The sequence below is a fragment of the Leifsonia sp. NPDC102414 genome, from assembly GCF_044765685.1.
GTDB lineage: Bacteria > Actinomycetota > Actinomycetes > Actinomycetales > Microbacteriaceae > Leifsonia.
This window is the reverse complement of record NZ_JBIWKN010000003.1, coordinates 318,775-345,387: the sequence shown is the minus strand read 5'-3', so window position 1 is coordinate 345,387 and position 26,613 is coordinate 318,775. Positions and strand designations below refer to the sequence as shown.

At 68.2% G+C, this 26,613-nt stretch carries 24 protein-coding genes; 10 read left to right on the top strand and 14 right to left on the bottom strand.

All coding sequences use genetic code 11. The features are described from left to right. Nucleotides 1-16: 16 nt before the first annotated feature. On the bottom strand, nucleotides 17-1,678 hold the full coding sequence (locus ACIRCZ_RS14365) for a cation:proton antiporter (RefSeq protein ID WP_402854269.1): 1,662 nt from the start codon (nucleotides 1,676-1,678) through the stop codon (nucleotides 17-19). A 25-nt stretch (nucleotides 1,679-1,703) separates the two neighbouring features. Then, a complete protein-coding gene (locus tag ACIRCZ_RS14360) occupies nucleotides 1,704-3,140 on the bottom strand; it encodes an NAD(P)H-quinone dehydrogenase (protein ID WP_055890734.1) in 1,437 nt (478 codons plus the stop codon). Nucleotides 3,141-3,225: 85 nt separating this feature from the next. On the opposite strand from ACIRCZ_RS14360, the gene ACIRCZ_RS14355 reads away from it, so the two are divergent. Continuing rightward, nucleotides 3,226-4,059, top strand: coding sequence for a purine-nucleoside phosphorylase (locus ACIRCZ_RS14355; RefSeq protein ID WP_055890733.1), 834 nt, complete (start codon nucleotides 3,226-3,228; stop codon nucleotides 4,057-4,059). Next, the gene (locus ACIRCZ_RS14350) at nucleotides 4,056-5,765 is read left to right on the top strand and encodes a phospho-sugar mutase (protein ID WP_402854264.1); all 1,710 of its coding nucleotides are present in this window, start codon (nucleotides 4,056-4,058) and stop codon (nucleotides 5,763-5,765) included. Before ACIRCZ_RS14355 ends, ACIRCZ_RS14350 begins: the two co-directional genes overlap by 4 nt. A 21-nt stretch (nucleotides 5,766-5,786) precedes the next feature. Here the strand turns inward: ACIRCZ_RS14350 and ACIRCZ_RS14345 are convergent, their stop codons facing one another. Beyond that, nucleotides 5,787-7,016, bottom strand: a complete 1,230-nt coding sequence (locus tag ACIRCZ_RS14345) for an MFS transporter (RefSeq protein ID WP_082581215.1) — start codon at nucleotides 7,014-7,016, stop codon at nucleotides 5,787-5,789. Nucleotides 7,017-7,074: 58 nt separating this feature from the next. On the opposite strand from ACIRCZ_RS14345, the gene ACIRCZ_RS14340 reads away from it, so the two are divergent. Further along, the gene (locus tag ACIRCZ_RS14340; protein ID WP_402854260.1) at nucleotides 7,075-7,440 is read left to right on the top strand and encodes an ArsR/SmtB family transcription factor; all 366 of its coding nucleotides are present in this window, start codon (nucleotides 7,075-7,077) and stop codon (nucleotides 7,438-7,440) included. On the opposite strand, the gene ACIRCZ_RS14335 is transcribed toward ACIRCZ_RS14340, so the two are convergent. From ACIRCZ_RS14335 to ACIRCZ_RS14285, 11 genes are all read right to left on the bottom strand, one after another. Further along, complete coding sequence (locus tag ACIRCZ_RS14335; RefSeq protein WP_055890728.1) at nucleotides 7,437-7,709, bottom strand: PTS sugar transporter subunit IIB; 273 nt, start codon at nucleotides 7,707-7,709, stop codon at nucleotides 7,437-7,439. The genes ACIRCZ_RS14340 and ACIRCZ_RS14335 overlap by 4 nt on opposite strands. Next, on the bottom strand, nucleotides 7,709-8,167 hold the full coding sequence (locus ACIRCZ_RS14330) for a PTS sugar transporter subunit IIA (protein WP_055890727.1): 459 nt from the start codon (nucleotides 8,165-8,167) through the stop codon (nucleotides 7,709-7,711). Before ACIRCZ_RS14330 ends, ACIRCZ_RS14335 begins: the two co-directional genes overlap by 1 nt. A 24-nt stretch (nucleotides 8,168-8,191) precedes the next feature. Next, on the bottom strand, nucleotides 8,192-9,313 hold the full coding sequence (locus ACIRCZ_RS14325) for an adenosine deaminase (protein WP_402854255.1): 1,122 nt from the start codon (nucleotides 9,311-9,313) through the stop codon (nucleotides 8,192-8,194). A 101-nt stretch (nucleotides 9,314-9,414) separates the two neighbouring features. Continuing rightward, nucleotides 9,415-10,725, bottom strand: a complete 1,311-nt coding sequence (locus tag ACIRCZ_RS14320) for a thymidine phosphorylase (protein ID WP_402854252.1) — start codon at nucleotides 10,723-10,725, stop codon at nucleotides 9,415-9,417. Between the two features lie 38 nt (nucleotides 10,726-10,763). Next, complete coding sequence (locus tag ACIRCZ_RS14315; protein ID WP_055890720.1) at nucleotides 10,764-11,195, bottom strand: cytidine deaminase; 432 nt, start codon at nucleotides 11,193-11,195, stop codon at nucleotides 10,764-10,766. Further along, entirely contained in the window at nucleotides 11,192-12,514 is a 1,323-nt protein-coding gene (locus ACIRCZ_RS14310) for an ABC transporter permease (RefSeq protein ID WP_082581213.1), read from the bottom strand. Before ACIRCZ_RS14310 ends, ACIRCZ_RS14315 begins: the two co-directional genes overlap by 4 nt. Next, on the bottom strand, nucleotides 12,511-13,794 hold the full coding sequence (locus ACIRCZ_RS14305; RefSeq protein ID WP_055890718.1) for an ABC transporter permease: 1,284 nt from the start codon (nucleotides 13,792-13,794) through the stop codon (nucleotides 12,511-12,513). The genes ACIRCZ_RS14310 and ACIRCZ_RS14305 overlap by 4 nt, the downstream gene beginning before the upstream one ends. Next, a complete protein-coding gene (locus ACIRCZ_RS14300; RefSeq protein WP_055890715.1) occupies nucleotides 13,791-15,311 on the bottom strand; it encodes an ABC transporter ATP-binding protein in 1,521 nt (506 codons plus the stop codon). The genes ACIRCZ_RS14305 and ACIRCZ_RS14300 overlap by 4 nt, the downstream gene beginning before the upstream one ends. Nucleotides 15,312-15,504: 193 nt before the next feature. Continuing rightward, entirely contained in the window at nucleotides 15,505-16,587 is a 1,083-nt protein-coding gene (locus ACIRCZ_RS14295) for a BMP family protein (RefSeq protein WP_402854246.1), read from the bottom strand. Between the two features lie 175 nt (nucleotides 16,588-16,762). Next, the gene (locus ACIRCZ_RS14290; RefSeq protein ID WP_082581212.1) at nucleotides 16,763-17,899 is read right to left on the bottom strand and encodes a magnesium and cobalt transport protein CorA; all 1,137 of its coding nucleotides are present in this window, start codon (nucleotides 17,897-17,899) and stop codon (nucleotides 16,763-16,765) included. 54 nt (nucleotides 17,900-17,953) lie between these two features. After that, nucleotides 17,954-19,108, bottom strand: a complete 1,155-nt coding sequence (locus ACIRCZ_RS14285) for a glycosyltransferase family 4 protein (RefSeq protein WP_402854241.1) — start codon at nucleotides 19,106-19,108, stop codon at nucleotides 17,954-17,956. 74 nt (nucleotides 19,109-19,182) lie between these two features. Here ACIRCZ_RS14285 and ACIRCZ_RS14280 point away from each other — a divergent pair, with 74 nt between their 5' ends. From ACIRCZ_RS14280 to ACIRCZ_RS14250, 7 genes are all read left to right on the top strand, one after another. Then, nucleotides 19,183-20,307: a mannose-1-phosphate guanylyltransferase gene (locus ACIRCZ_RS14280; protein ID WP_402854238.1), complete on the top strand. Its 1,125-nt coding sequence runs from the start codon at nucleotides 19,183-19,185 to the stop codon at nucleotides 20,305-20,307. An 89-nt stretch (nucleotides 20,308-20,396) separates the two neighbouring features. Then, entirely contained in the window at nucleotides 20,397-21,689 is a 1,293-nt protein-coding gene (locus ACIRCZ_RS14275) for an alpha/beta hydrolase (RefSeq protein WP_402854235.1), read from the top strand. Nucleotides 21,690-21,896: 207 nt separating this feature from the next. Then, nucleotides 21,897-22,235 carry a succinate dehydrogenase, cytochrome b556 subunit gene (sdhC, locus tag ACIRCZ_RS14270; protein ID WP_402854568.1) on the top strand — a complete coding sequence of 113 codons (339 nt, stop codon included), beginning with the start codon at nucleotides 21,897-21,899 and terminating at the stop codon, nucleotides 22,233-22,235. A 2-nt stretch (nucleotides 22,236-22,237) separates the two neighbouring features. Then, on the top strand, nucleotides 22,238-22,681 hold the full coding sequence (locus tag ACIRCZ_RS14265) for a succinate dehydrogenase hydrophobic membrane anchor subunit (RefSeq protein WP_055890706.1): 444 nt from the start codon (nucleotides 22,238-22,240) through the stop codon (nucleotides 22,679-22,681). A 32-nt stretch (nucleotides 22,682-22,713) separates the two neighbouring features. Continuing rightward, nucleotides 22,714-24,516: a succinate dehydrogenase flavoprotein subunit gene (gene sdhA / locus ACIRCZ_RS14260; protein WP_402854232.1), complete on the top strand. Its 1,803-nt coding sequence runs from the start codon at nucleotides 22,714-22,716 to the stop codon at nucleotides 24,514-24,516. Further along, entirely contained in the window at nucleotides 24,516-25,277 is a 762-nt protein-coding gene (locus ACIRCZ_RS14255; RefSeq protein ID WP_055890702.1) for a succinate dehydrogenase iron-sulfur subunit, read from the top strand. Before sdhA ends, ACIRCZ_RS14255 begins: the two co-directional genes overlap by 1 nt. Before the next feature lie 89 nt (nucleotides 25,278-25,366). Beyond that, nucleotides 25,367-26,605: a YihY/virulence factor BrkB family protein gene (locus ACIRCZ_RS14250; RefSeq protein WP_402854228.1), complete on the top strand. Its 1,239-nt coding sequence runs from the start codon at nucleotides 25,367-25,369 to the stop codon at nucleotides 26,603-26,605. Nucleotides 26,606-26,613 lie beyond the last annotated feature (8 nt).

The following is a 26,613-nucleotide window of genomic DNA, read 5'->3' as shown; positions in this document are numbered from 1 at the left end:
CCTGGGGTGGGGCGGGTCAGGCGATCGGGTCGCCTTTGAGCTCGATCGCGATCTGGTCGGCGTCGAGGTTGGTGAGGGCGTTGAGGAGGAGGTCGGCGCTGAAAGTGCCGTCGTCGCGGGCGTCGAGCAGGGCGTTGCGTTGCGCCTCGATGCGGGCCAGTCGCGCGCGCTTCTGCTCCATGAAGGCCTCCGGCGTGCGGTCCGTCGGGGCGGGCAGCGGCACCGTCTCCGCCGCGTCCCTGAGCAGCGTCATCAGCCGGACCTCCTCGTCCCGCTGCAGCTCGGCGTCGACGGGAGCAGGTTTCACCAGGCGCACCACCCAGCCGAGCGTTCCGCCCTGGATGAGGAGCGACGCCGCCGCGACGATGAACGCGATGAGCACCAGCAGGGAGCGGCTGGGCGTCCCCTCGTGCGGCAGGGTCTGCGCCGCCGCGACGGTCACGGCTCCGCGCATCCCGGCCCAGACCACGATCGAGCCCTCCCGCCAGCCGAGCGGGGCCGCCTTGAAGTAGTCGATGTCGGCGATCGTGCGGCGCAGCCTGGTGGCGAACCGGCCGATGTCGGCTGCCGTCACCTGACGACGGCTGCCTGGACCGCCCGTGCGGACCAGCGCCGTGCCCGCCGACTCTGGGTCGTCCAGACGGCCCTGGATGCTCTCGATGCGCGGGCGCATCTGCTCGCCGCGTTTCGCCCTGCGCGACAGGACGGCCAGCAGGGGGCCGACGTACGCTGCCCGCACCAGGATGGTCAGCAGCAGCGCCCCCGCCCCGACGAGCAGCGCAGGCACGAAGCCGGCGTGATCGTTCTGCACATCGGTGACGATGCCGAACAGCTCCAGCCCCATCACGAGGAACACCAGTCCTTCGAGCACCAGCTCGACCGTCCGCCAATTCTGCGCATCCGACAGCCTGTGCTGCGGGGAGAGGACGCGCGGCGCCCTCCGTCCGGTGATCAGCCCGGCCACCACAGCGGCCACCAGCCCGGATGCGCCCAGCGCCTCGGCAGGGATGGACGCCAGGAAGGGCACGGTGAACGACAGCACCGTGTTGACCGTCGCGTCCGTCACCCTGGCGCGCACGATCAGGTTCAGCCGCCCGACCGCCCAGCCGAGCACCAGCGCCACCGCGACCGAGTACGCGAACGACCCGATGAACCCGCCGAGCGAGAACGACGCAGCAGCGGCAGCGATGGCCGTGCGCAGCAGCACGAGCGCGCTCGCGTCGTTGAGCAGGCTCTCGCCTTCGAGGATCGCCACGACGCGGGGAGAGACCCCTGAACGTTTGACGATCGACGTCGCGACCGCATCCGTCGGGCTCACGATCGCGCCGAGGGCGATTCCCCAGGCGATGCCGAGGCCCGGGATGACCCAGGCGAAGAACAGTCCGAGGATGACAGCGCTCACGATCACGAGCAGCACGGACAGCCCGCCGATCGCACCGAACTCGCGCCGGAACTCCATCGCGGGCATCGACACGGACGCCGAGTACAGCAGCGGGGGAAGGACCCCGGCGATGATCCACTCCGGCTCGATGGTCAGCGGAGGCACGAACGGCAGGAAACTGACCCCGATGCCCAGCACGACGAGCACCAGCGGTGCGGCGACGCCGAGCTTCGGCCCGAGCGTGGTCGCGCCGGCGATGGCCAGCAGCACCAGGACGATCACGAGGAGGATTTCCACCCCGCGACCCTACCGCGATCGGGCGTTACAGCACGATGTGCATCGCCCTCGCCGCGTCGGAGATCGAGCCGGACAGCGACGGGTAGACCGTGAACGCGCGCGCCACCTGGTCGACCGTCAGACGGTGCTCGACGGCGAGCGCGAGCGGGAAGATCAGCTCGGAGGCGCGAGGAGCGACGATCACGCCGCCGATGACCGTGCCGGAGCCGGTACGGGCGAACAGCTTCACGAAGCCGTCCTTAATGCCGAGCATCTTGGCGCGCGGGTTCGACTTGAGCGGCAGCTTGTAGATGTCGCCCTGCGCGATGCCCTCCTCGATCTGCTTCTGGTTCCAGCCGACCGTCGCGATCTCCGGCTGGGTGAAGATGTTGGAGGTCACGTTGCGCAGCTCGAACGGGTTGACCGCATCCCCCATCGCGTGGAAGACCGCCGTGCGCCCCTGCATGGATGCGACGGAGGCGAGCGGGAGCAGGTCGGAGCAGTCGCCCGCCGCGTAGATGTTCGGGATGGACGTGCGCGCCACGCGGTTCACGCGGATGTGCCCGGAGTCGGTGAGCTGCACGCCGGCCTCCTCCAGCCCGATCCCGCGGGTGTTCGGCACGGAGCCGACCGCCATCAGGCAGTGGCTTCCCTCGACGGTCCTGCCGTCGGAAAGCGTGGCGACGACGCCGTTCTCCGTGCGCACGATCGACTCGGCGCGGGACTTCGAGAGCACCTGCATCCCGTTGCGTTTGAAGACGTTCTCGATCACCTTGGCCGCGTCGGCGTCCTCGCCTGGCAGCACCTGGTCGCGGCTGGAGATGAGCGTGACCTTGGAGCCGAGCGCGGTGTACGCGGAGGCGAACTCGGCGCCCGTCACACCGGAGCCGACCACGATCAGGTGCTCAGGGATGCGGTCGAGGCTGTAGAGCTGCGTCCAGGTCAGGATGCGCTCACCGTCCGGCACGGCGGACGGCAGGATGCGCGGGCTCGCGCCGACGGAGACGACGAACGTGTCGGCCTCGATCCTGTCGAAGTCGGTGCCGGTGTCTCCCGCGGCGGTCGACACGATGATGGCGCTCGACCCGTCGAGGCGCCCTTCGCCGGTGACGATGCGGACGCCGGCACGCACGAGCTCGGCGCGCATGTCCTCCGACTGCTGGCGGGCGAGCCCGACCAGGCGCTTGTTGACGGCGGCGAGGTTCACGGCGACCTCCGGCCGCACCGGTTTGCCCGTCTCTCCCCTGGTGAAGAACTGCACGCCGAGGTCGGCAGCCTCTCCGATGGCGTTCGCCGCCTCTGCGGTCGCGATCAGGCTCTTGGACGGCACGACGTCGGTGATCACGGCGGAGCCGCCGACCCCCGTGCGCTCCACCAGGGTCACGTCCGCGCCGAGCTGGGCACCGGCGAGGGCTGCTTCGTACCCGCCAGGCCCACCCCCGAGTACAGCGATCCTCTGCTTGCGCTCGAATTCATAGGCCATGACCTCTATTCTCTCGTATCCTGGCGCACGGATGCGCATCCCTGCCGAGCCTGTGCGCCGGGGGCTCGCTCAGTAGAGTTGGCTCATGCCTGATACCATCACGAACCCGCTCGACGACCCGGCCACCGACCCTTTCGAGGTCGCCAGGCTGGCCGCTGAGCAGCTTGCAGAGAAGACCGGCGTCGCACAGCACGACATCGCGCTGACCCTGGGCAGCGGCTGGGGCAAAGCGGCCGATCTCATCGGTGAGACGACCGCCACCATCCCGGCCACAGAGATCGTCGGCTTCGGCAAGCCGGCGCTGGAGGGTCACGTCGGAACGCTGCGTTCCGTGCTGCTGCCGAACGGCAAGCGCGCGCTGGTCATCGGCGCGCGCACGCACTACTACGAGGGCCACGGCGTCCGCAGGGTCGTGCACAGCGTGCGCACCGCGGCGGCGGCCGGTGTGAAGACGATGATCCTCACCAACGGCGCTGGCGGCATCAAGGAGCACTGGAAGCCGGGAACGCCCGTGCTGATCAGCGACCACATCAACCTCACGGCGGACTCGCCGCTGGAGGGCGCGACCTTCATCGACCTCACCGACCTCTACTCGAAGCGGCTGCGCGAGCTGGCCAAGACCATCGAGCCGAGCCTGGACGAGGGCGTGTACACGCAGTTCCGCGGCCCGCACTACGAAACGCCGGCCGAGGTGCAGATGGCGAAGACCATCGGCGGTCACATCGTCGGCATGTCCACCGCGCTGGAGGCCATCGCGGCCCGCCAGTCCGGGATGGAGATCCTCGGCATGTCGCTCATCACCAACCTGGCCGCCGGCATCCAGAAGACGCCGCTCAGCCACCAGGAGGTCATCGAGGCGGGACGCGAGGCGGAGCCCGTGATCAGCGCCCTCCTCGCCCAGATCGTGGAGGCCCTGTGAGCGAGGAGCAGACGGACGACCTGATCGAGCGGGCGCAGGCCTGGGTCGCCCAGGATCCCGACCAGGAGACGCGCGACGAGCTGAATGACCTGATCGTCGCGGCGCAGTCGGGTTCGGCCGAGGCCGTCGCCGACCTGCACTCCCGCTTCGACGCGCGGCTCGCGTTCGGCACCGCAGGCCTGCGCGGCGAGATCGCCGCCGGCCCCAACCGGATGAACAGGGTGCTCGTCGCCCAGGCCGCCGCCGGATTCGCGCGCTACCTGCTCGACCACGCGGACGGCACGACGCCGTCCGTCGTGATCGGCTACGACGGCCGCAAGAACTCCGACGTCTTCGCCAGGGACACCGCTGAGCTGATGGCGGGCGCCGGCGTGCGCGCCGTCCTGCTCCCCCGCCTGCTGCCGACCCCCGTGCTCGCGTTCGCGGTGCGCCACCTCGACGTGAGCGCCGGTGTCATGGTCACCGCCAGCCACAACCCGCCGAACGACAACGGCTACAAGGTGTACCTGGGCGGAGAGAACCACGGCTCGCAGATCGTGTCCCCTGTGGATGCGGAGATCGAGTCGCGCATCCTGGAGGTCGCGGCAGGAAGCGTCCTCGATCTCCCGCGCGCCGAGACCTACGAGGTCGGCGCGGAGGACATCGAGCGTGCGTACATCGCCGCGACCGCCGCTGTCGCCTCCACGACGGCGGCTCGGGATGCGGTCTCCTACGTCTACACCGCCATGCACGGCGTCGGCTGGCGCACCGCCCGCGACGTCTTCGCTGCGGCGGGATTCGCGGAGCCGACCGTCGTCGCGGCGCAGATCGACCCCGATCCCGCCTTCCCGACCGTCGCGTTCCCCAACCCGGAGGAACCCGGCGCGATGGATCTGTCGTTCGAGGCGGCACGCGCGTCCGACGCCGACCTGGTGATCGCCAACGACCCGGACGCCGACCGTCTCGCCGTCGCGATCCCGGATGCGTCGAACGAGGCCGGCTACCGCCGCCTGAGCGGCAACGAGGTCGGCGCCATCCTCGGCTGGCGGGCTGCCAGGCTCGCGGAAGCGGCGGCCGGCCCCGACCAGGGCGCGTTCGGCGCCCTGGCCTGCTCGATCGTGTCCTCGCCGGCGCTCGCTGCCGTGGCGGAGAAGTACCATCTCGACTTCGCGAACACGCTGACCGGCTTCAAGTGGGTCTCCCGCGCTCCCGGCCTCGTGTACGGCTACGAGGAGGCGCTCGGCTACCTGGTGAACCCGGAGACCGTGCGCGACAAGGACGGCATCTCCGCCGCGACCGCGTTCCTCGATCTCGCCAACAGCCTCGCGGCCGATGGGACGACCATCGCGGATCACCTGGACGCGTTCGCGGAGACGTTCGGCTTCTTCGCCTCGGACCAGATCTCCATCCGGGTCACCGACCTGTCGCAGATCGACCGCATCATGGCGAGCCTGCGCGCGACTCCGCCCGCATCCCTCGGAGATGTGCGGGTGCAGCAGATCGACGACCTGAAGGACGGCTTCGGCGACCTCCCGCCGAGCGATGTGCTGCGCATCCTGCTCGCCGATGGGTCCCGCGTCATGGTGCGCCCGTCCGGCACGGAGCCGAAGCTCAAGATCTACATCGACGCGTCGAGCGACCAGGGCAGCGTCGACGAGCGCCGTGCCACCGCGACCGCCCGCGTCGGCGCCCTCGCGGCGGCGATGCGCGCGCTCACGGCCGCGTAGCCGCCCCTACAGGAAGGGCGCTCAGGCCGACGGCCGGAGCGCCCTTTCCGCGTCTCCGGCGACGCCCCCTGTTCTGCGTGCCGTGGCGTTCCTGGCGTAGCCGAGCAGGAACAGCGCGAGAGCGAGCACGGAGACGACGGCCCCGGCGACAGGGACCGCAACGGCGCCGCCGATGCTCAGTGCCGCCGTCCCGATCAGCGGCGCGATCGCGATCCCGACGTACATCGCCGTCGAGTACCAGGACAGGGCGAGGGCGGACGCCGCCGGGTCGATGTGCACCAGCCGGTGCTGCACCGGGATGGCGACGGCGAAGGAGGCGACGCCCCACAGCGCGAACACGACGATGGATGCGGCGAAGGACGCTTCGACGAACGTCAGCGCGAGCAGGGCGAGCGCCTGAGCGGCGAGCGCGACGATCGCGACCACCTTGCTGCCGAACCGGTCGGTGAGCGGTCCGGCGACCACGTTGCCGAGCACGCCCGCTGCTCCGTACGCGAGCAGCAGCACCGCAAGCAGGGCGCCGGAGCCTCCTGTGGATGCGTGCGTGACGGCCGCGGAGAAGATGTAGACGATGTTGAAGCCGGCCACCATCAGCAGTGTCGTGCCGAGCGGGGCCAGGATGCGGCGGTCGCCGAGCGGAGCCAGCCTGCGCCGCAGCGAGACGGGCGGCGGCAGCGGCACGCCGCGCACCACGAACGGGATCGCGACGGACAGCAGGACGCCGAGGCCGACCAGGCACCAGAGCGGGAGCCGCCAGCCTGCGATGCCGCCGAGGGCCGTCCCGAGCGGGGATCCGACGGCCGTCGCCAGGGTGAAGCCGGCACCGACGATGGCCAGGGCCCGTCCGCGCTGCTCCGGCCGTGCGAGGGAGGCCGCGGCCGCGGTCGCCGTCGGCACCAGGGCGGCTCCGCCGAGCCCGGAGAGCGTGCGCCCCGTGATGAAGACGGCGATGTCCGGCGCGGCGGCCGCGATGGCGGCGCCGACCGCGAAGAAGGCCAGCCCGCCCGCCATGAGGACGGTGCGCGGGACACGCGGGAGGAGGATCGAGACGGCGGGCGCCGCGACGGCGACGACGAGCGAGTACGAGGTGATGGAGTAGCTCACCTGGGTGGGCGTCGCCCCCAGGGTGTCCGCGATCTGCGGTAGGAGCCCGGCGATCACGAACGCGTTGGTCGCGACCACGAACAGGGAAAGGGCGAGGATCAGCAGCGCCGGGGTGGCCCTGCGGTATGATTGTTCGACGAACGTCATACGGTCAAGATACGACCATTGTTCGATGATTGTCAAACTATTTTTCGAGGGGATGCACGTGTCGGCTGAGTACCCGGCCCCCGCCATCGAGACGGTCACGCTCGTCGACGTCCTGCGCGCCGTGGCCGACCCCATCCGGTTGCAGATCGTGCGGGTGCTCGCCGACGGAGAACGGCACGCCAAGTCGGCGACGGAGTGGGGCTTCGACGTGCAGAAGTCGACGCTCTCGCACCACTTCAAGGCGCTCCGCGAGGCCGGGGTGACCCTCACGATCGTGGACGGGCGCACCCACGCCATCCAGCTCCGCAGGGCAGAGCTCGACCAGCGCTTCCCGGGGCTGGTGGATGCGCTCCTCGCCGCAGATGACGGCGGAGCCGAGAGCGACAGCGACAGCGACAGCGACAGCGACAGCGGGCAGCGCTAGCCGAGCGCCTCGTCGAGCTTCTGTTCCAGCTCATCCAGGTCGAAGTAGTTGTCGACCACGACGATGTCGGCGTTGGTCTGGCCGATCTTGTCGACCAGCTCCGGAGAGGTCAGGATGACCTGCGCGTTCGAGGCGGCCGTCGCCAGACTCGCCAGATCCGAGGCTGTCACGTCCGCGTCGATGTCGAGACGCTTCAGCACGCGCTCGGCGTTGACTTTGAGGATTCCGGACGTGCCGATGCCTGCACCGCAGATCGCGACGATCTTCATCAGACCGCGCCCTGCTCACTCGCGGCCATGATCCGCTGCACGGCTGCCGCATCCTGGGCGGCGGCGAGAGCGGGGATCGCCTCCGGGTCGTTGAACACGTTCGCCAGCTCGGCGACCGAGGTCACGTGACCCTCCGGCGACGAGACGGCGAGGCCGATGACCACGGAGACCGGGTCGTTGTGCGGGTGGCCGAAGACGACGGGGTCGGCCAGCGTGACGACGGAGAGTCCGTCCGCCAGCACGTCGGGGCCCGGGCGGGCGTGTGCGAGGGCGAGCCCCGGCGCGATGACGATGTACGCCCCGAACTCGTCGATGACCTGGATCATCCGCTCGGCGTAGCTGGGCTCCGTGGCCCCGGAGGCCGCGAGAGCCGCCCCTGCCAGCTCGACCGCGTCACGCCAGTCGGAGGCGTGAGCTCCGATGGTGATGGCGGAATCGGGCAACGGTGGCAGAGGCATGGCTCAAGCGTATCTCCCGGCGGGTTACGAACCCTCGAAACCTGCTGTGATGATGTCTGCCAGCTCTTCGCGTTCTTCCAGCGGGAGGAACGCGGAACCGGCCGCGTTGAGCTGGAACACCTCGAGGTCGGTGCGGTCGTACGCGAACGCGTCTGCCAGGATGCTCAGCTCCCGCGTCAGGGACGTTCCGCTCATCAGGCGGTTGTCGGTGTTCACAGTCACCCGGAACCCGAGCTGGTAGAGCAGGTCGAACGGGTGGTCGAGGATGTCGTCGCCCCACTCGGCGATGGCGCCCGTCTGCAGGTTGGAGGTCGGGCTCGTCTCGAGCGCGATCTCGCGGTCCTTCACCCACTGGGCGAGCGTGCCGATTGTCACGTAGGTGTTCTCGTCGTCCTGGCGCTCGATCGTGATGTCCTCCGCGATGCGCACACCGTGGCCGAGGCGCAGCGCGCGGCCGTCGATGAGTGCGCTCCTGATGCTCTCCAGCCCGTCCGCCTCTCCGGCGTGCACGGTCGTGGGGAAGAACTGCGCGGCGAGGTAGTCGAACGCCGCGCGGTGGCGCGACGGGAGGAAGCCTGCCTCTGCTCCGGCGATGTCGAACCCGACGACGCCGTTGTCGCGGTGGCGAACGGCGAGCTCGGCGATCTCCAGCCCACGGTCTGCGTGGCGCATGGCGGTGACCAGCTGGCCGACCCGGATGCGCTTGCCGGTGGCGCGCACATCGTCGATGCCCTGCTCGATGCCGTCCTGCACCGCATCCACTGTGTCGTCTAGGCTGAGGCCGCGGGAGAGGTGCTGCTCGGGGGCCCAGCGGATCTCGCCGTACACGACGCCGTCCTCGCCGAGGTCCTGGACGAACTCGCGCGCGACGCGGCTGAGCCCCTCCTTCGTCTGCATGACGGCGGTGGTGAGGTCGAACGTCTTGAGGTATTCGACCAGCGAGCCGGAGTTGGACTTCTCGCCGAACCAGCTCGCCAACTCCACGGCGTCCGTGGTGGGGAGGTCGAGGCCGATCTCCGCGCCGAGCTCGATCACCGTCGCCGGTCGCAGGCCGCCGTCGAGGTGGTCGTGCAACGACACCTTCGGCAACTCCCGGATGCTCGTGCCGTCGCTGAGCCTGTACCCGCCGCCTGCTTCTTTACTCATGTCCTTCAATCTATCGTTCGGTCGCGCGCCGCAGCTATCGAGTCCGGAGTTGTTCAGTCGAGACGCCGGCGTGTCGCCTGAACAAGTCCGGAGTCGATTGTTCAGGAGATGCGGTCGGCGATGAGGGGGCCGCCGGTGAGGACGGGGTCGCCTTGGTCGCCGATGCGGTATGCACCCTCGAGGGCCTCGAGCGCGCGCTCGAAGCGGGCAGGCTCGTCGGCGGAGAGGGTGAAGAGCGGATCGCCTGCTCGCACCGTGTCTCCCGGCTTGGCGTGCAGGTCGACGCCCGCGGCGTGCTGCACGGGGTCCTGCTTGCGGGCGCGCCCTGCGCCGAGCCGCCAGGCGGCGATGCCGAACGGCAGTGCCTGCTGCTCGACCAGCACGCCGTCGCGGTCGGCGACGACGGTGTGCGTCTCCTTCGCGACCGGCAGCGGCGCGGCGGGGTCTCCGCCCTGGGCGCGGATGGTCTCCCGCCACTTGTCCATCGCGCGGCCGTCCTTCAGGGCGGCCTCCACATCCACGTCCGTCTTGCCCGCGAGGGCGAGCATCTCGCGCGCCAGCTCGATGGTCAGCTCGACGACATCCGCCGGTCCGCCACCCGCCAGCACCTCGACGGACTCGCGCACCTCGTTGGCGTTGCCGATGGCGAGGCCGAGCGGCACGTTCATGTTGGTGAGCAGAGCGGAGGTGGCGACGCCGGCGTCGCGGCCGAGGTCGACCATCGTGCGGGCCAGCTCGCGCGACTTCTCGATGTCTTTGAGGAACGCGCCGGAGCCGAACTTCACGTCGAGTACGAGCGCGCCGGTGCCTTCCGCGATCTTCTTGCTCATGATCGAGGAGGCGATCAGCGGGATGGCCTCGACCGTTCCTGTGATGTCGCGCAGCGCGTAGAGCTTGCCGTCCGCCGGAGCGAGGCCGGAGCCCGCTGCGCAGATCACGCCGCCGACATCCCGCAGCTGGTCGAACATCTCCTGGTTGGTCAGGTTGGCCCGCCAGCCGGGGATGCTCTCCAGCTTGTCGAGCGTCCCTCCCGTGTGGCCGAGCCCGCGCCCGGAGAGCTGCGGCACGGCCGCGCCGAACGTCGCGACGAGCGGCATCAGCGGCAGCGTGATCTTGTCGCCGACGCCGCCCGTGGAGTGCTTGTCCGTCGTCGGCTTGCCGAGGCCGTCGAAGCTCATCCGCTCACCGGAGGCGATCATCGCCATCGTGAGGTCCTTGATCTCGCGGCGGGTCATCCCGTTGAGGAAGATCGCCATCGTCATCGCGGCCATCTGCTCGTCGCCGACGTAGCCGCGCGTGTACGCGTCGATCAGCCAGTCGATCTGCGGCGTCGACAGCTCTCCGCTGTCGCGCTTGGTGTGGATGAGGTCGACGGCGTCGAAGGCCTCGACCGTCCCTGCGGTGTCGCTCATATCTGCTTTCTGTGTCGTCGTGCGCTCAGGGTGTGAGCTCAGGCGTCGTGCCGTGCGGCGTACTCGGTCAGCTGGCGCGGGCCGAACGCGTCCGGCAGCACCTCGTCGATGGTGCGGAAGCCGGACACCGTCTCCAGCACCATGCCCTCCGCCGAGTGCTCGTACAGCAGCTGGCGGCAGCGACCGCACGGCATCAGGACGTTGCCGTCGCCGTCCACGCAGGTGAAGGCCACCAGGTGGCCGCCACCCGACATGTGCAGTGCCGAGACGAGTCCGCACTCCGCGCACAGCGTGACGCCGTAGCTGGCGTTCTCGACGTTGCAGCCCGAGACGATCCTGCCGTCGTCGACGAGCGCCGCGGCGCCGACGGCGAACTTCGAGTACGGGATGTACGCGTGCGTCATGGCCTCGCGGGCCGCTGCGCGCAGCGCCTCCCAGTCGACGGCGTCCGTCGCCATTGCCTCGCTCATGATTTGATGTACGGCTTGCCGTCTGCGGCGGGTGCCCGCGAGATCCCGACGAGCCCTGCGACCGCGAAGATCGTCACGACGTACGGCAGCATCAGCATGAACTCGCTCGGCACGGGGGCGCCGATGATCCCGAGCGTGGTCTGCAGGTACGACGCGAAGCCGAACAGCAGAGCGGCCAGGGTGGCCCTGATCGGGTCCCAGCGTCCGAAGATGACGGCGGCGAGGGCGATGAAGCCGGCGCCGTTGGTCATCTCTTTGCCGAACGCTCCGACCGAGGCGAGCGTGAAGTACGCTCCACCGAGACCGGCGACCGCTCCCGCCAGCGAGACGTTCCAGAACCGGGTGCCATTGACGTTGATGCCGACGGTGTCCGCTGCCTTCGGGTGCTCGCCGACTGCGCGGACGCGCAGGCCCCAGCGGGTCTTGAACAGGCCGAACCAGACCAGGAACACGGCGATGTACATCAGGTAGACGATGATCGTCTGTTTGAACAGCACCGGGCCGATGACCGGGATCTCGCTGAGCAGCGGGATCGGCAGCCGCTCGAAGCGCGGAGGGTTGTTCAGCACGGGGATGTCGTTCGACAGCACCGTGGAGAACAGGAAGCTCGTCAGACCGGTGACGAGCACGTTGAGCACGACACCGACGATCACCTGCTCGACCAGGTACTTGATCGCGAACGCGGCCAGCACGAACGACACCAGGACGCCGGCGATCATCGCCGACAGCATCCCGATGATGAGCGCTGCGACGACCGGAAGGTGCCAGACGTGCTGCGCGACGGAGGCGATGAACGCCGAGACGAACGCACCGGCGAGCAGCTGACCCTCGATGGCGACGTTCACGACACCCGCGCGCTCGGAGATGACACCGCCGAGGGCACCGAATACGAGCGGGACCGACAGGCTCACGCTGCCGAGCAGCAGGCCGGTGAACGGCACGGTGTGGCCGGCGGCCGCCCAGGTGAGGAAGCCGAACATGAACACCAGCGCGAACACGATCGCGTACCAGATCGGCACCTTGCGGCCCGAGGCGATGTAGAAGTACGCGCCGACAGCGAGGAGCACGCACAGGATCGCGCAGATGACGCTCGTCGCCTGGGTGGGGACGGTCAGCAGCGGGATGGCGAAGAAGTCGCCAGGATCGGCGAAGCGGAAGCTGCTGTCGCCCTGCCTGGGCAGGAACACGAACAGCACGATGGCGAGCAGGGCGAAGACGCCCAGCGCGATCGGCGCCTTCCAGCTCTTGATCTGAGTGCGCTCCAGGACGATCTGGTCGCTCGACGGGATGCCCGGCTGGGTCTCGGTGACGGTGCTCACTTGGCTGCCACCTCCTTGCTGACGATGGGAAGGGTGGACTTCTTGGATGCGACGCCGGGGGTCGGCAGGCGGAAGATCGCCCGCACGAGCGGCGGCGCTGCGATGAACAGCACGATGAGGGACTGCACGACGAGCACGATGTCGATCGGGATGTCGTTGGCCGCCTGCATGGCGAAGCTTCCCGCCTTGAGAGCGCCGAACAGCAGACCGGCGATGAAAGTGCCCCACGGCCGCGATCGACCGAGCAGCGCGACCGTGATCGCGTCGAAGCCGATGCCGGCATCCAGGTCGGAGGTGATGCCCTGCGGGAAGGTGCCGAGCGCCTGGTTCACACCGGCGAACCCGACGAGGCCACCGGCGATCAGCATGGCGACGAAGTAGACGTTCTTGACGTCTATTCCGGCGACGCGTGCTGCGTTCGGGTTCTCGCCGACCGCCTTGAACCGGAAGCCCATCGCCGAGCGGTTGAGCAGCCACCACACATACACGGTCAGCGCGATGACGATGACGAACGCCCAGGTGAGGTTGTACTGATCTCCGAACAGCGGAGGCAGGATCGCGTTCGGCTTCACCGGGGGCGACTTCGGGTTGCTCGACCCCGCCATCTGGAAGAGACCGGGCGTGCGCAGGAAGTACGCCAGCAGATAGAAGGCGATGTAGTTGAGCATGATCGTGACGATCACCTCGTGCGCGCCCGTCCGAGCCTTCAGCAGACCGGCGATGCCGCCCCAGATCGCACCACCGGCGATGCCGGCGACGATCGCGAGCAGCAGGTGCAGCACGGGAGGCAGGTTGAACGACCAGCCGACCCAGCCCGCAGCACCGGCGGCGATCAGCATCTGGCCGCGGCCACCGATGTTGAACATGCCGACCCTGAACGCGAGGGCGACGCCGAGACCACCGGCGATCAGCGGCGTGGCGAACGTCAGCGTCTCGGTCAGCGGCCGGATGCCCGCGGAGAAGGACGGACGCCGGAAGTTGTAGATCGAGCCCTGGAACAGCGAGACGTACGCGCTCGACACGGAGTTCCAGATGGCCTGGAACGTGTCGCCCGGCCTGGCGAAGAAGTAGCCGGACGCCTTCTGCACGGTCGGGTCGGTGATGGCGATCAGGATGGCGCCGATCACCAGGGCGATCACGACGGCGAGGATCGAGATGACGACGCTGCCGCCGGCGATGTCGCGCATGGCGACCTGCCAGCGCGACGGCGGCTCGACGCCGGGGGCCTTGGTCGGCTCCGGCCCCTTCGTCGGCTCAGGGGCCTGGGCGGTCTGGCTCATGCTGCGACTTCCACATCCGCCGGCAGCTCGCCGGCCATCATCAGACCGAGCACAGCACGCGAGGTGTTGCCCGGCACGATTCCTACGATTCCGCCGCGGTACATGACCGCGATCCTGTCTGCGAGGGCGGCTACCTCGTCGAGCTCCGTGGAGACGACGATGACGGGGATGCCGGCATCCCTGGTCGCGACGATGCGCTTGTGCACGAACTCGATCGAGCCGACGTCGAGACCGCGCGTCGGCTGCGCTGCGACGAACAGGCTGAGGTCGCGGCTCAGCTCGCGGGCGAGGACGACCTTCTGGGCGTTACCGCCCGACAGCTTGCCGACCTTCGTGTCGACGCCCTGGGCGCGCACGTCGAACTCCTTGATCTTCTCCTCGGCGAACTCCGCGCGGTAGGAGAGCTGCAGGTTGCCCGCCTTGACGAACGGCTCGCCGCTCGAGCGGTCGAGCATCAGGTTCTCCGCGATGGTGAACTCGCCGACCAGGCCGTCCTCGTTGCGGTCCTCAGGCACGAAGCCGACACCGGCGTCGAGCACCCTGCGCACGCTGTGGCCCTGGATGTGCTTGCCGTCCAGCTCGATCGTGCCCTCGACGCGCGGCTGGAGCCCGAGGATCGCCTCGGTGAGCTCGGTCTGGCCGTTGCCCTGGACTCCGGCGATGGCGAGGATCTCGCCCGCCTTGACGTCGAAGCTGACGTTGTTGACGACGAGCTGCCCGATCGGGTCGATCACAGACAGGTCGCGCACGATCAGCGCGGGGGCACCGGGGTGCGCCGGCTCCTTGTGCACGGTCAGCTCGACCGCGCGGCCGACCATCATCGACGCCATCTCGGTGTTCGTGGCGGTCGGCTCCGTCTCGCCGACGACCTTGCCGAGGCGGATGACGGTGATGCGGTCCGCCACTTCGCGCACCTCGCGCAGCTTGTGGGTGATGAAGACGATGGCGGTGCCCTGCTCCTTGAGCTGGCGCATGATCGCCATCAGCTCGTCGGTCTCCTGCGGGGTGAGCACGGCGGTCGGCTCGTCGAACACGAGCACCTTCGCGTTCTGGGACAGCGCCTTGATGATCTCCACGCGCTGCTGGACGCCGACGGGCAGGTCCTCGATCAGCGCATCCGGGTCGACGTCGAAGCCGAAGCGGTCGGAGATCTCGCGCACCCGCTTGCGAGCGGCGTTCAGGTCGAGGCGTCCGGCGAACCCGGTCTCCTCGTGGCCGAGCATGACGTTCTCCGCGACCGTGAAGACGGGGATGAGCATGAAGTGCTGGTGCACCATGCCGATTCCGGCCTTCATCGCGTCGCCGGGGCCGGAGAACTGCTGGACGACGTCGTCGAGCAGGATCTCGCCCTCGTCGGCCTGGTAGAGGCCGTACAGAACGTTCATGAGGGTGGACTTGCCTGCGCCGTTCTCGCCGAGCAGGCAGTGGATCTCGCCTGGTTCGACCGTGAGGTCGATGTGGTCGTTGGCGACCAGGGCACCGAACCGTTTGGTGATGCCGCGAAGTTCGAGCTTCATTCGGGTGGGGTTCCTTCTCTACTCGCCCGGGTGGAGCGATGACGCGCGGGAAAGGAGGATGGCCTCGATGCGCGTCTTCACCCTACCTTTTTGCACATATGTCAGTGTGTGCTCAGTTGAGCAGTCGTGACAAGGGCCAAAAGACCGGGGAGGCCAGCATCCGCTGACCTCCCCGTGTAGTGCGATCGTGCTGTTACGCCTTGGGCGACGACGGAGACTCGACCGTGATCGAGCCGTCGATGATGCCGGCCTTGATCTTGTCCAGCTCTCCCTGCAGGCCCTTGTCCACCTTCGACTCGAAGTTGTGGAACGGGGCCAGCCCGACGCCGTCGTTCTTCAGGGTTCCGACGTACGGCGTGTTGGTGAACTTGCCGTTCGCGGCGTCCTTGACGACGGATGCGGTGGCGGTGTCGAGACCCTTCATCACCGAGGTGAGCAGGATGTCCTTGACAGCCGGGTCCGAGATGAAGACGTCGGTGTCGACGCCGACCATCGCGATGTCCTTGCCGGAGTCCTTGATCGCCTGCGCTGCCGACTGGTAGATCGGGCCGCCGACGGGCATGATCACGTCAGCGCCCTGGTCGATGATGCCCTGCGCCGTGGTCTTGGCCGTGTCGTTGGCGTCGAAGCCACCGGTGAACGCACCGTTCTGAGCCTTGACGTCCCAGCCGACGACCTTGACGTCCTTGCCCTTCTGCTGGTTGTAGTACGCGACGCCGTCCGCGAAGCCGTCCATGAAGATGGTGACGGTCGGGAACTGCATGCCGCCGAAGGTGCCGACGACGCCGGACTTCGAGTAGCTCGCAGCAGCGTATCCGCCGAGGAAGGCGGCCTGAGCGGTGTCGAAGATGATCGGGCGGACGTTGTCCGCCGTGATCTCGTTGTCGTCGACCGTGGCGAAGTCGATGTCCGGGTTGGCCTTGGCGGCCTTCTCGGTGGCGTCCTTCAGGTTGAACCCGACCGAGATGATCAGGTTGCAGTTCTGGTCGACCATGCTCTGGATGTTCGGGCTGTAGTCGTTCGCGTTCTTCGACTCGGCCTTCTTGTAGCTGATGCCGAGGCTCTTCGTCGCGCTGACCATGCCGTTGTAGCTGGTCTCGTTGAACGACTTGTCGTCGAATCCGCCGGCGTCGGAGACCATGCAGGGCAGGAAGTCGCTCTTCGCGGCTCCCGTGGTCGAGTTGTCCGACGGGGCAGCCGAACACGCGGCCAGCATCGACATGACGCCGACCGCTACCAGGCCGAGCACTCCGGCCTTACGGGCTGTGATTGTCAAGGTGGTGTCCTCCAAGATGCAGGCCTCCTCGGGTGAAGGGAGGCCATTTGCTGTTCACGTTACCGAATGTGACGAACCGCTCCGTTCGAAAATCCGGCTTCTTCATGCAAGCGTTACAAATGCACGCCTGTTTGGCACCTGCTCATTTGAGCATCTTGTCCCCCGCGTCTGCCCCCTACAGCCACCCGCGCTTCTTGAACACGAAGTAGAGGAGACCGCTCAGCCCGAGCATGGCCAGGACGGCCAGCGGATACCCGAAGGTCCAGTCCAGCTCCGGCATATGGGTGAAGTTCATCCCGTAGACGCCGGCGACGAGCGACGGAGCGAACAGGATCGCCGCCCAGGACGAGATGCGCTTGACCTCCTCGCCCTGCCTGTGCGTCGAGTGCGCCAGCCGCTCCATCTCCTCATTCCTGCGCTCGGACACGAGCGTGGAGTTCACCGTGAGGATGTCGCGCAGGAGCTGACGGAACCCGTCGACCCGCTCGTTCACGACCGTGAGGTGGTCGGCGACGTCGCGCAGTCCGCGCTGCAACTCCTGGGTGACGCCGTACTTCGACGAGCCGTGCTCGAGCGCATCCATCACAGCGGTCAGTGGATGCGTCGCCCTCTGGAAGTCGATGACCTCGCGCGACAGCTCGTAGATGCGCCTGGACACCAGCGCGTCCCCGCCGAACACCTGCGTCTCGATCTCGTCGATGTCGTTGGCGAGACCGGCGACGACCGGGCTGTACGCATCCACCACAGCGTCGATGATCGCGTAGAGAATGGCCTGGGTGCCGAGGGCGAGCAGCTCCGGCTCCCTCTCCATCCTCTGCCGGACATGAGAGAGGTCGGGCGACTCGCTGTGCCGGACGGTGATGACGAAGTTCGGGCCGACGAAGAGGTGCAGCTCGCCGAAGTCGACCTCTTCTGGCACATCCAGGTAGTTGGCCGCTTTGAGCACCACGAAGAGAACGGTGTCGTAGCGCTCCAGCTTGGGCCGCTGGTGCGCGACGATCGCGTCCTCGATGGCCAGCTGGTGCAGGCCGAACTCGTCGGCGAGGGACATCAGCTCATCGGCGCTCGGCCGGTAGAGGCCGATCCATGCGACGCCGTCCTTCGTCGCGTCCAGCGCTCGGTACGTCTCTGCGAGGCTGCGTGGCGACGCGACGCGGTGGCCGTCGGAGTAGATGGCGGAGTCGACCATGCTGGGCCGCGGCTCGCGCGGCTGGTTCTGCTCGGACGACGAGGTCTCTGACGGAGGATCGACTCGGCGCGTGCGGGAGACGAAGGGCATCGGGATGCCGCGTCGGTTGGTGTTCAAAGCCATGAGTCACCTCCGGGGTGCTGCGTACGAGTGGACCGGCCGTGCTCGCACGGCCACCTAACTGTACGCGCGCTGTCTGCCGGTGCGCTGGACCCGCTTTCGTGCGCCGCCGAGCACGCTCTCGTAGTGTCCGACGAGCTCGGTGCAGATCGCCTCCCAGCTGCGGCCGAGCACTGCACGCCTGCCCGCCTCGCCCATCCTGAGGCGCAGCGGTGCGTCTGCGGCGAGCATCTTCACAGCGGCGCGCAGCGCCCTGTCGTCCGACGGCTGCACCAGCAGTCCGTCGACGCCGTGCTCGACCAGGTCGATCGGCCCTCCAGCACGCGGCGCGACCACCGGTATGCCAGACGCGTGGGCCTCCTGAACGGTCTGGCCGAAGGTCTCCTCCGTGCCGGTGTGCACGAACATGTCGAAACTCGCATACGCCGCAGCGAGGTCGGAGCCGCCCAGCCGGCCGAGCCAGGTCACCGGCATCCCGCGCAGCTCGGCGGCGACGGAGGCGCGCGACGGGCCGTCCCCGACGATGGCGAGCTGGAGGCCGGGGATGCCGCGCAGCGCGCGGAGGCGCTCCACCTGCTTCTCCGGCGCGATGCGGCCGACGTACCCGACGACGAGCTCGCCGTCCGGCGACAGCTGATCGCGGAGCGCGATGGCGGCAGGCGTCCTGCGGTTGTTGGGGTGGTAGCGCTCCAGGTCGACCCCTCTGCCCCAGCGCGCGAGCGAGCGGACGCCCGCGGTGCGCAGGTCGTACTCCGACGCGGCGGACGGCACGAGCGTGAGGTCGGCGCCGTCGTGCACCCAGCGCACGTACTTCCACGCGATGGCCGACGTCATCCCGAGCCCGTTGCGCCTGGCGTACCCTGCGACATCCGTCTGGTAGATAGCCACGGACGGCACGCCGAGCCGATTGGCGGCAGCGATCCCCTGCGCCCCGAGGAGGAAAGGGGACGCGGCGTGCAGCACGTCGGGCTCGAACCTGCTCAGGATGCGCTGCACCTGCGGGCTGGGGAGCCCGACGGGGAACTGCCGGTACGCCACGGACGGCACCTGATGCACCCGGAAGCCGGAGTACTCGGCGGGAGCTCCTGCGTCCGGGCACACCACGATCGCTTCGTGGCCCTCGGCCGCCAGGTGCTCCAGCACCCGGCAGACACTGGTGGTGACCCCGTTGACTGTGGGGAGGAAGCTCTCGCTGACCACCGCTACGCGCATGCCGCCAGGCTAGGCAGCCGCGGTGACCCCGGTGTGAACGGCCGGTGTCCGGGAGCGCTCGGTATCCTTTCGACATGGCACACACCTCCAGCGCGCTCGACCGCTTCTACGCCGTGATCCCGGCCGGCGGGATCGGCTCGCGGCTCTGGCCGCTCTCCCGCGCCGACGCGCCCAAGTTCCTGCACGATCTCACGGGCTCTGGACAGACCCTGCTTCGCGACACCTGGGACAGGCTCGCTCCACTCTCCGGCGAGCAGCGGATCATGGTCGTCACCGGCCGCGCCCACCGCGCCGCCGTCGAGGCGCAGCTGCCGACACTGGCCGATCACAACGTCGTCCTGGAGTCGGAGCCGCGCGACTCCACCGCCGCCATCGGCCTGGCCGCCGCGATCCTGGAGCGCAGGGAGCCCGGCGTGATCATCGGGTCGTTCGCCGCCGATCACGTCATCAAGAACCTCCCCCTGTTCGGCGCCGCGGTCCGCGAGGCCGTCGCCTCCGCAGACGCCGGGTACATCACGACCATCGGCATCCGGCCGACGGAGCCTTCGGTCGGCTTCGGCTACATCCGGACCGGCGAAGGGCTGGGTATCGACGGGGCGCCGAGCGCGCTCTCGGTGACCGAGTTCGTCGAGAAGCCGGATCTGGAGACGGCGGAGGGCTACCTGGCCAGCGGCGCGTACCTCTGGAACGCGAGCATGTTCATCTCCCGCGCCGACCGCCTGCTGGAGGAGATCGGCCGATCGAAGCCCGAACTCCACGCCGGGCTGCTCGAGCTGGCGGAGGCCTGGGACGACCCCGCGACGCGCGGCCCGGCCGTCGACCGCATCTGGCCAGGGCTGGAGAAGATCGCGATCGACTACGCCGTGGCGGAGCCGGCAGCGAGCAGGGGCGCGCTCTCTGTCATTCCCGGATATTTCGACTGGGACGATGTCGGAGACTTCGCCTCGCTCGCCAAGCTCAACTCGGGCGGCCGCAAGTCCGACCTGGCCATCCTCGGCGAGAACGCCCGCGTCCTCTCCGATGCCTCCAGCGGCATCGTGGTCAGTCAGTCCGGCCGGGTGATCAGCCTCATCGGCGTGAAGGACATCGTGGTGGTCGACACCCCGGATGCGCTCCTCGTCACGACCAGCGAGAACGCCCAGCGGGTGAAGGCCGTCGTGGATGCGCTGAAGCTCACGGGCTCCAGCGACGTGTTGTAAGGAGTTCAGCCATCCTGATGCGCTAGCGTTCCGTCCGGCGCCTGCCGCGCACCCGAACTCCCGGCAGCCAGCCTGGGGGTGGAATACGCATGTTCGACGCGCTGCTGACGACCGATGTCGTCGATGGCCCGGTGATCGTGACGGTGCTGGCCGTCGCGGCCGTCGCTGCCGCGTTCCTGCTGGCGCGGCGGCCCAGCCTGCGCTGGCTGGTGACCGCGGTGTCCGCTGTCGCGGCCGGTCTCGTGGTCTCCGTGGGCATCTGGCTGGTCGCCGTGCGCTGGCTCGACCTCTTCGGAACCTCGCTCGGCCTCGTGAACTACACGTGGATCACCGCGACCTGCTGCGCGGTGGCGCTCGCCGTGGTGAACCTGTGGCGGTCTCCCCGCTGGCGGAAGATCGTCGCGGTGGCGTGCATCCCGGTGTTCATCGCGGCAGGCACGCTCGCTGTGAACGCGACGTACGGAATCAACCGCACGCTCGGCAACCTGTTCTCCATCTCGACAGACAAGCCGATCAGGCTCACGCCGCCGACGGCAGCATCCGGGTACGACACGCAGCTCTGGAAGCACTGGAAGCCGCCTGCCGACCTCCCGAAGCACGGCAGGACGGGCAGCCAGGTGATCCCGAACAGCGGGTCCGGCTTCTCCTCACGGCCTGCGGGGATCTACCTGCCTCCCGCCGCCCTCGTCGAGCACCCGCCGCCCCTTCCCCTCGTGGTGATGCTGATGGGGCAGCCAGGCAACCCCGACCCGTATCAGGCAGCGGCGGTGCTCGACCCGATCGCCGCCAAGCACGGAGGCCTCGCCCCGATCGTCATCGTCGCCGACCAGCTCGGCGACCCGCTCAGGGACCCGCTCTGCCTCGACACGAAGCGGTTCGGGAACGCGCAGACCTTCCTCACCGGCGACGTCATCGACTGGGCGCAGAAGCACCTCAACATCACCCACGACCACCGGTTCTGGACGATCGCCGGATACTCCAACGGCGGGCAGTGCGCCCTGTCGATCGCGGTCAAACGGCCCGACCTGTTCTCCAACCTCATCGACATCTCGGGAGAGGAGTTCCCGGGCTCCGACCACGAGGCGGCCGTGCTCCACGACGTGTTCGGCGGAGACAAGGACGCGTACGAGAACCAGAAGCCGCTCCGCATCATGCACGGAAAGGACTTCCGGCACACCACGGCTGTCTTCACCGTCGGCTCCGACGACGCGATGTACCGCCCCGTCGCCCTCCGGGTCGCCGCGGCGGCCCGCCAGGTGGGAATGAACGTCGACTATCACGAGGTGCCGAACGGCGGGCACGTGCAGAAGGCGCTCACCGGCGGCCTGCAGGAGGGCTTCCGCGTCCTCTACCCTGTTCTCGGCCTGTCGGCGCCCTCCTGACCGCCGACCGGATTTGTCTCGACGTCGAGATACTTAGGCCTGCCTAAGCAGCGTGAAACAGCCGTGCGGCATAGACTGGTACGGCGCTCAAGCGCGTCAGCAAGCGACCACAACCAGGGAGGGTTGTTCGTGCCAGATCAAGCGGCAGGAACCCTGCAGCCGACCAAGAACAGGCCGGGCGGGACACTGTACCGGGGCCGAGAGGGAATGTGGTCGTGGGTGCTGCACCGCATCACCGGCGTCGCCATCTTCTTCTTCCTTCTCGTTCACATCCTCGACACCTCGCTCGTCCGGGTCAGCCCAGAGGCGTACAACGCGGTGATCGGGACATACAAGAACCCCATCATGGGACTCGGTGAGATCGCCCTCGTCGGCGCCATCATGTTCCACGCCTTCAACGGCATCCGGATCATCCTCATCGACTTCTGGAGCAAGGGCGTCAAGTACCAGAAGGTCATGTTCTACATCGTCATCGTGATCTGGGTCGTGCTCATGGCCGGCTTCGTTCCCGTGCAGCTCATCCACATCTTCGGAGAGGGGCACTGACCATGACCACCATCGAAGCGCCTCGCACCCCGTCCCGCCCTGCCCGCAAGGGCGTCAACTGGGAGAAGTGGGGCTGGATCTACATGCGCGCGTCCGGCGTGCTGCTGATCGTCCTCATCTTCGGCCACCTGTTCGTCAACCTCGTCATGGGCGAGGGCGTCAAGCAGATCGACTTCGCCTTCATCGGCGGCAAGTACGCAACGCCGTTCTGGCAGATCTGGGATCTGCTGATGCTCTGGCTCGCCATGATCCACGGCGGCAACGGGATGCGCACCTTGGTCAACGACTACTCGTACAACAAGGTGGTCAACCGCATCCTGAAGGGCGCGATCCTCGCCGCCGTCGTCGTGCTCGTGGTCCTCGGCACGCTCGTGATCTTCACCTTCGAACCCTGCCCAGCAGGCGCTCCGGCCGATCTTCTGCCGTCGTTCTGCCCGGTCAAGTAATCACCTAGTAGCCAACGACTACGGAAAACGCTGTGACAACTGAAACCTCTGAATCGACCGTCATCGACGGCGTCCACTACCACGAGTTCGACATCGTCATCGTCGGCGCAGGCGGCGCAGGGATGCGCGCTGCGATCGAAGCCGGTCCGCACGCCAAGACCGCGGTGATCTCGAAGCTCTACCCCACCCGCTCCCACACGGGAGCCGCGCAGGGCGGCATGGCCGCGGCGCTGGCGAACGTGGAAGAGGACAACTGGGAGTGGCACACCTTCGACACCGTCAAGGGCGGCGACTACCTCGTCGACCAGGACGCCGCCGAGATCCTCGCCAAGGAAGCCATCGACGCCGTCATCGACCTCGAGAACATGGGCCTGCCGTTCAACCGCACGCCAGAGGGCAAGATCGACCAGCGCCGCTTCGGCGGTCACACCCGCGACCACGGCAAGGCGCCTGTGCGCCGCGCCTGCTACGCAGCGGACCGCACCGGCCACATGATCCTGCAGACGCTGTTCCAGAACTGCGTCAAGCTCGGCATCAACTTCTTCAACGAGTACTACGTCCTCGACGTGATCATGAACGAGGTGGACGGGGTCGACCAGCCCGCCGGCGTCGTCGCCTACGAGCTGGCCACCGGCGAGCTGCACGTCTTCCACTCGAAGGCGATCATCTTCGCAACGGGCGGCTTCGGCAAGATCTACAAGACCACCTCCAACGCCCACACCCTCACCGGTGACGGCGTCGGCATCATCTGGCGCAAGAAGCTCCCGCTCGAGGACATGGAGTTCTTCCAGTTCCACCCGACCGGCCTCGCCGGGCTGGGCATCCTGCTCACCGAGGGCGCCCGCGGTGAGGGCGCGATCCTCCGCAACGCGAGCGGTGAGCGCTTCATGGAGCGCTACGCCCCCACCATCAAAGACCTCGCGCCGCGCGACATCGTCGCCCGCTGCATGGTCCAGGAGGTCGCGGAAGGCCGCGGCGCCGGTCCGCACAAGGACTACGTGCTGCTCGACTGCACCCACCTGGGCGCCGAGGTCCTGGAGACCAAGCTGCCGGACATCACCGAGTTCGCCCGCACCTACCTCGGCGTCGACCCCGTGGTCGAGCCCGTGCCCGTGATGCCGACAGCGCACTACGCGATGGGCGGCATCCCGACCAACACGGCCGCCGAGGTGCTGCGCGACAACACCACGGTCGTTCCCGGCCTCTACGCCGCGGGCGAGTGCGCCTGCGTCTCCGTGCACGGCTCCAACCGTCTTGGCACCAACTCGCTGCTCGACATCAACGTGTTCGGCAAGCGTGCAGGCAACAACGCGGTCGAGTACGTCAAGACCGCAACCGCCGTCCCGCTGCCGGAAGACCCGGCGAAGGCCGTCCGCGAGATGATCGACGGGCTCCGCAACGGAACGGGCACCGAGCGCATCGCTGCCATCCGCAAGGAACTGCAGGACGAGATGGACAAGAACGCCCAGGTGTTCCGCACGGACGAGTCGCTCGCGAAGGTCACCACGACCATCCACGAGCTCCGCGACCGCTACCGCAACATCGTCGTGCAGGACAAGGGCAAGCGCTTCAACACGGACCTCCTCGAGGCTGTGGAGCTCGGCTTCCTGCTCGACCTCGCCGAAGTCGTGGTGTACTCGGCGCGCAACCGCCAGGAGAGCCGCGGCGGCCACATGCGCGACGACTACCCCAAGCGCGACGACGAGAACTTCATGAAGCACACCATGGCGTACCTCTCGGGCGACCCGCACTCGTCCGACGCCGCCGACCACATTCGACTCGACTGGAAGCCGGTCGTCGTGACCAACTACCAGCCGATGGAGAGGAAGTACTGATGTCGAACGCCGTGCTCGAGACTCCGCCCGCACCCGAGGCGCCGATCCAGTCGTTCACCGTGACCCTGATCATCCGGCGTTTCGACCCGGATGTGGACACGGAGCCGCGCTGGCAGGACTTCGACGTCGAGATGTTCCCGACCGACCGCATCCTGGACGCGCTGCACAAGATCAAGTGGGAGCAGGACGGCTCGCTGACCTTCCGCCGCTCCTGCGCGCACGGCATCTGCGGTTCGGACGCCATGCGGATCAACGGCCGCAACCGCCTCGCCTGCAAGACGCTGATCAAGGACCTCGACATCTCGAAGCCGATCTACGTCGAGGCCATCAAGGGCCTGCCGCTGGAGAAGGACCTCATCGTGGACATGGAGCCGTTCTTCGCCTCCTACCGCGAGGTTCAGCCCTTCCTCGTCGCGAACAGCGCTCCGCCGAAGGACAAGGAGCGCATCCAGTCGGTCGCAGACCGCGCCCGCTTCGACGACACCACCAAGTGCATCCTGTGCGCGGCGTGCACCTCGTCGTGCCCGGTGTTCTGGACGGACGGGCAGTACTTCGGCCCGGCGGCGATCGTCAACGCGCACCGCTTCATCTTCGACTCCCGCGACGACAACTCGCAGGTGCGCCTCGACATCCTCAACGACAAGGAAGGCGTGTGGCGCTGCCGCACCACCTTCAACTGCACCGACGCGTGCCCCCGCGGCATCCAGGTGACGCAGGCCATCGCCGAGGTCAAGCAGGCCATCATGCGCGGCAAGCGCTGAGCCGAGCTCTTCACGGGTTACCCGTGACTGCGCGATTTCCGACGGAAATCGCGCAGTTTCCGGTATCTGGCGGTGGATAGGCTGGGGCCGTGGCCAAGAAGTCGAGACACGACGTCGCACCCGTGCGTCCCGATCCGGCGTTGCAGCGCGCTGAGGGCACGATCGACCCGGACTCCGAGTCGCTGAAGGACAAGATCACCGAGGCGACGGAGCCGCTGCGCGAACGGCTGGAGAAGCCGGTCGCGCGGGTCACCATCTGGGCCAAGTGGGTCAAGGCCCTCCGGCCGTATCGCGTGTACATGAACTTCTCGTACAGCGACGGCAACCTTCGCGCCGCCGGGATGGGCTACCAGGCCCTGTTCGCGATCTTCGCCGCGATCTGGGTGGCGTTCTCGGTGGCGGGCCTCTGGCTGACAGGCAACCAGGAGGTACTGGGGGCGCTCACGGACCTCATCAACCGAGCGGTCCCCGGGCTCATCGCGACGGACACTCAGCCGGGCGCCATCCAGTTGTCGCAGCTCGAGAGCGCCACATCCTTCGGCTGGACCGGCATCATCGCCGCGGTCGGCCTGATCTGGACGGCGATCGGCTGGCTGTACTACACGAGGCAGGCCGTCCGCGCGGTGTTCGGGCTCACCAGGGACACCACCAACTACGTCCTGCAGAAGATCCGCGACCTCGGCCTGGCCATGCTGTTCGGCATCGTGCTGCTGATCTCGGCGGTGCTCACCATTGTCAGCACCGAGGCGCTCACGTTCGTGCTCGATCTGATCGGACTGGGCGACTCGTTCTGGACCAGTGTGGTCGCGCGGGTGTCCGGCCTGTTCGTCTCCGTGCTCCTCAACATCGTCACGCTCGGCGCCATGTTCCGCGTGCTCGCGCGCGTCGCCGTGCCGTGGCGGAACCTCTTCTTCGGTACGCTGCTCGGCAGCCTCACCCTCGCCGGGCTGAGCACCCTGGCCGGTGTCTTCCTCGGCGGGGCGACCAAGAACCCGCTGCTGGCAACGTTCGCCGTCTTCATCGGTCTGCTGATCTGGTTCAACTTCGTCTCGCGGGTGATCCTACTCTCCGCCTCCTGGATCGCCGTCGGGATGTTCGACCGCGGGCTCTCCCCACGCCTGGTCACGCCGGAGCAGGCGGCAGCGGAGAAGGCGGCGGCAGAGCACCAGGCCCGCGTCGTCGTGGCCAAGGCGGAGCTCGAACGGGCCAAGGATGCGCTGGCCTCTGCTCGCTGGCTCGGCAGACTGCGCGCGCAGCGTTCCGTCGAGCGCGCCCAGAACAACCTCAACGACGTGCTCGACGAGGGGACCGTCGGTCGTCCCCGGTAGGCTTGATG

Coding starts and splice junctions, on each gene's coding strand:
- ACIRCZ_RS14335 (WP_055890728.1), bottom strand. CDS start 7,709: ATGAAGATCGTCGCGATCTGCGGTGCAGGCATCGGCACGTCCGGAATC.
- ACIRCZ_RS14315 (WP_055890720.1), bottom strand. CDS start 11,195: ATGAGCGAGGCAATGGCGACGGACGCCGTCGACTGGGAGGCGCTGCGC.
- ACIRCZ_RS14325 (WP_402854255.1), bottom strand. CDS start 9,313: ATGAGTAAAGAAGCAGGCGGCGGGTACAGGCTCAGCGACGGCACGAGC.
- ACIRCZ_RS14255 (WP_055890702.1), top strand. CDS start 24,516: ATGTCGAACGCCGTGCTCGAGACTCCGCCCGCACCCGAGGCGCCGATC.
- ACIRCZ_RS14330 (WP_055890727.1), bottom strand. CDS start 8,167: ATGCCTCTGCCACCGTTGCCCGATTCCGCCATCACCATCGGAGCTCAC.
- ACIRCZ_RS14320 (WP_402854252.1), bottom strand. CDS start 10,725: ATGAGCGACACCGCAGGGACGGTCGAGGCCTTCGACGCCGTCGACCTC.
- ACIRCZ_RS14355 (WP_055890733.1), top strand. CDS start 3,226: ATGCCTGATACCATCACGAACCCGCTCGACGACCCGGCCACCGACCCT.
- ACIRCZ_RS14265 (WP_055890706.1), top strand. CDS start 22,238: ATGACCACCATCGAAGCGCCTCGCACCCCGTCCCGCCCTGCCCGCAAG.
- ACIRCZ_RS14345 (WP_082581215.1), bottom strand. CDS start 7,016: ATGACGTTCGTCGAACAATCATACCGCAGGGCCACCCCGGCGCTGCTG.
- ACIRCZ_RS14280 (WP_402854238.1), top strand. CDS start 19,183: ATGGCACACACCTCCAGCGCGCTCGACCGCTTCTACGCCGTGATCCCG.
- sdhC (WP_402854568.1), top strand. CDS start 21,897: ATGTGGTCGTGGGTGCTGCACCGCATCACCGGCGTCGCCATCTTCTTC.
- ACIRCZ_RS14360 (WP_055890734.1), bottom strand. CDS start 3,140: ATGGCCTATGAATTCGAGCGCAAGCAGAGGATCGCTGTACTCGGGGGT.
- ACIRCZ_RS14305 (WP_055890718.1), bottom strand. CDS start 13,794: ATGAGCCAGACCGCCCAGGCCCCTGAGCCGACGAAGGGGCCGGAGCCG.
- ACIRCZ_RS14290 (WP_082581212.1), bottom strand. CDS start 17,899: ATGGCTTTGAACACCAACCGACGCGGCATCCCGATGCCCTTCGTCTCC.
- ACIRCZ_RS14285 (WP_402854241.1), bottom strand. CDS start 19,108: ATGCGCGTAGCGGTGGTCAGCGAGAGCTTCCTCCCCACAGTCAACGGG.
- ACIRCZ_RS14275 (WP_402854235.1), top strand. CDS start 20,397: ATGTTCGACGCGCTGCTGACGACCGATGTCGTCGATGGCCCGGTGATC.
- ACIRCZ_RS14300 (WP_055890715.1), bottom strand. CDS start 15,311: ATGAAGCTCGAACTTCGCGGCATCACCAAACGGTTCGGTGCCCTGGTC.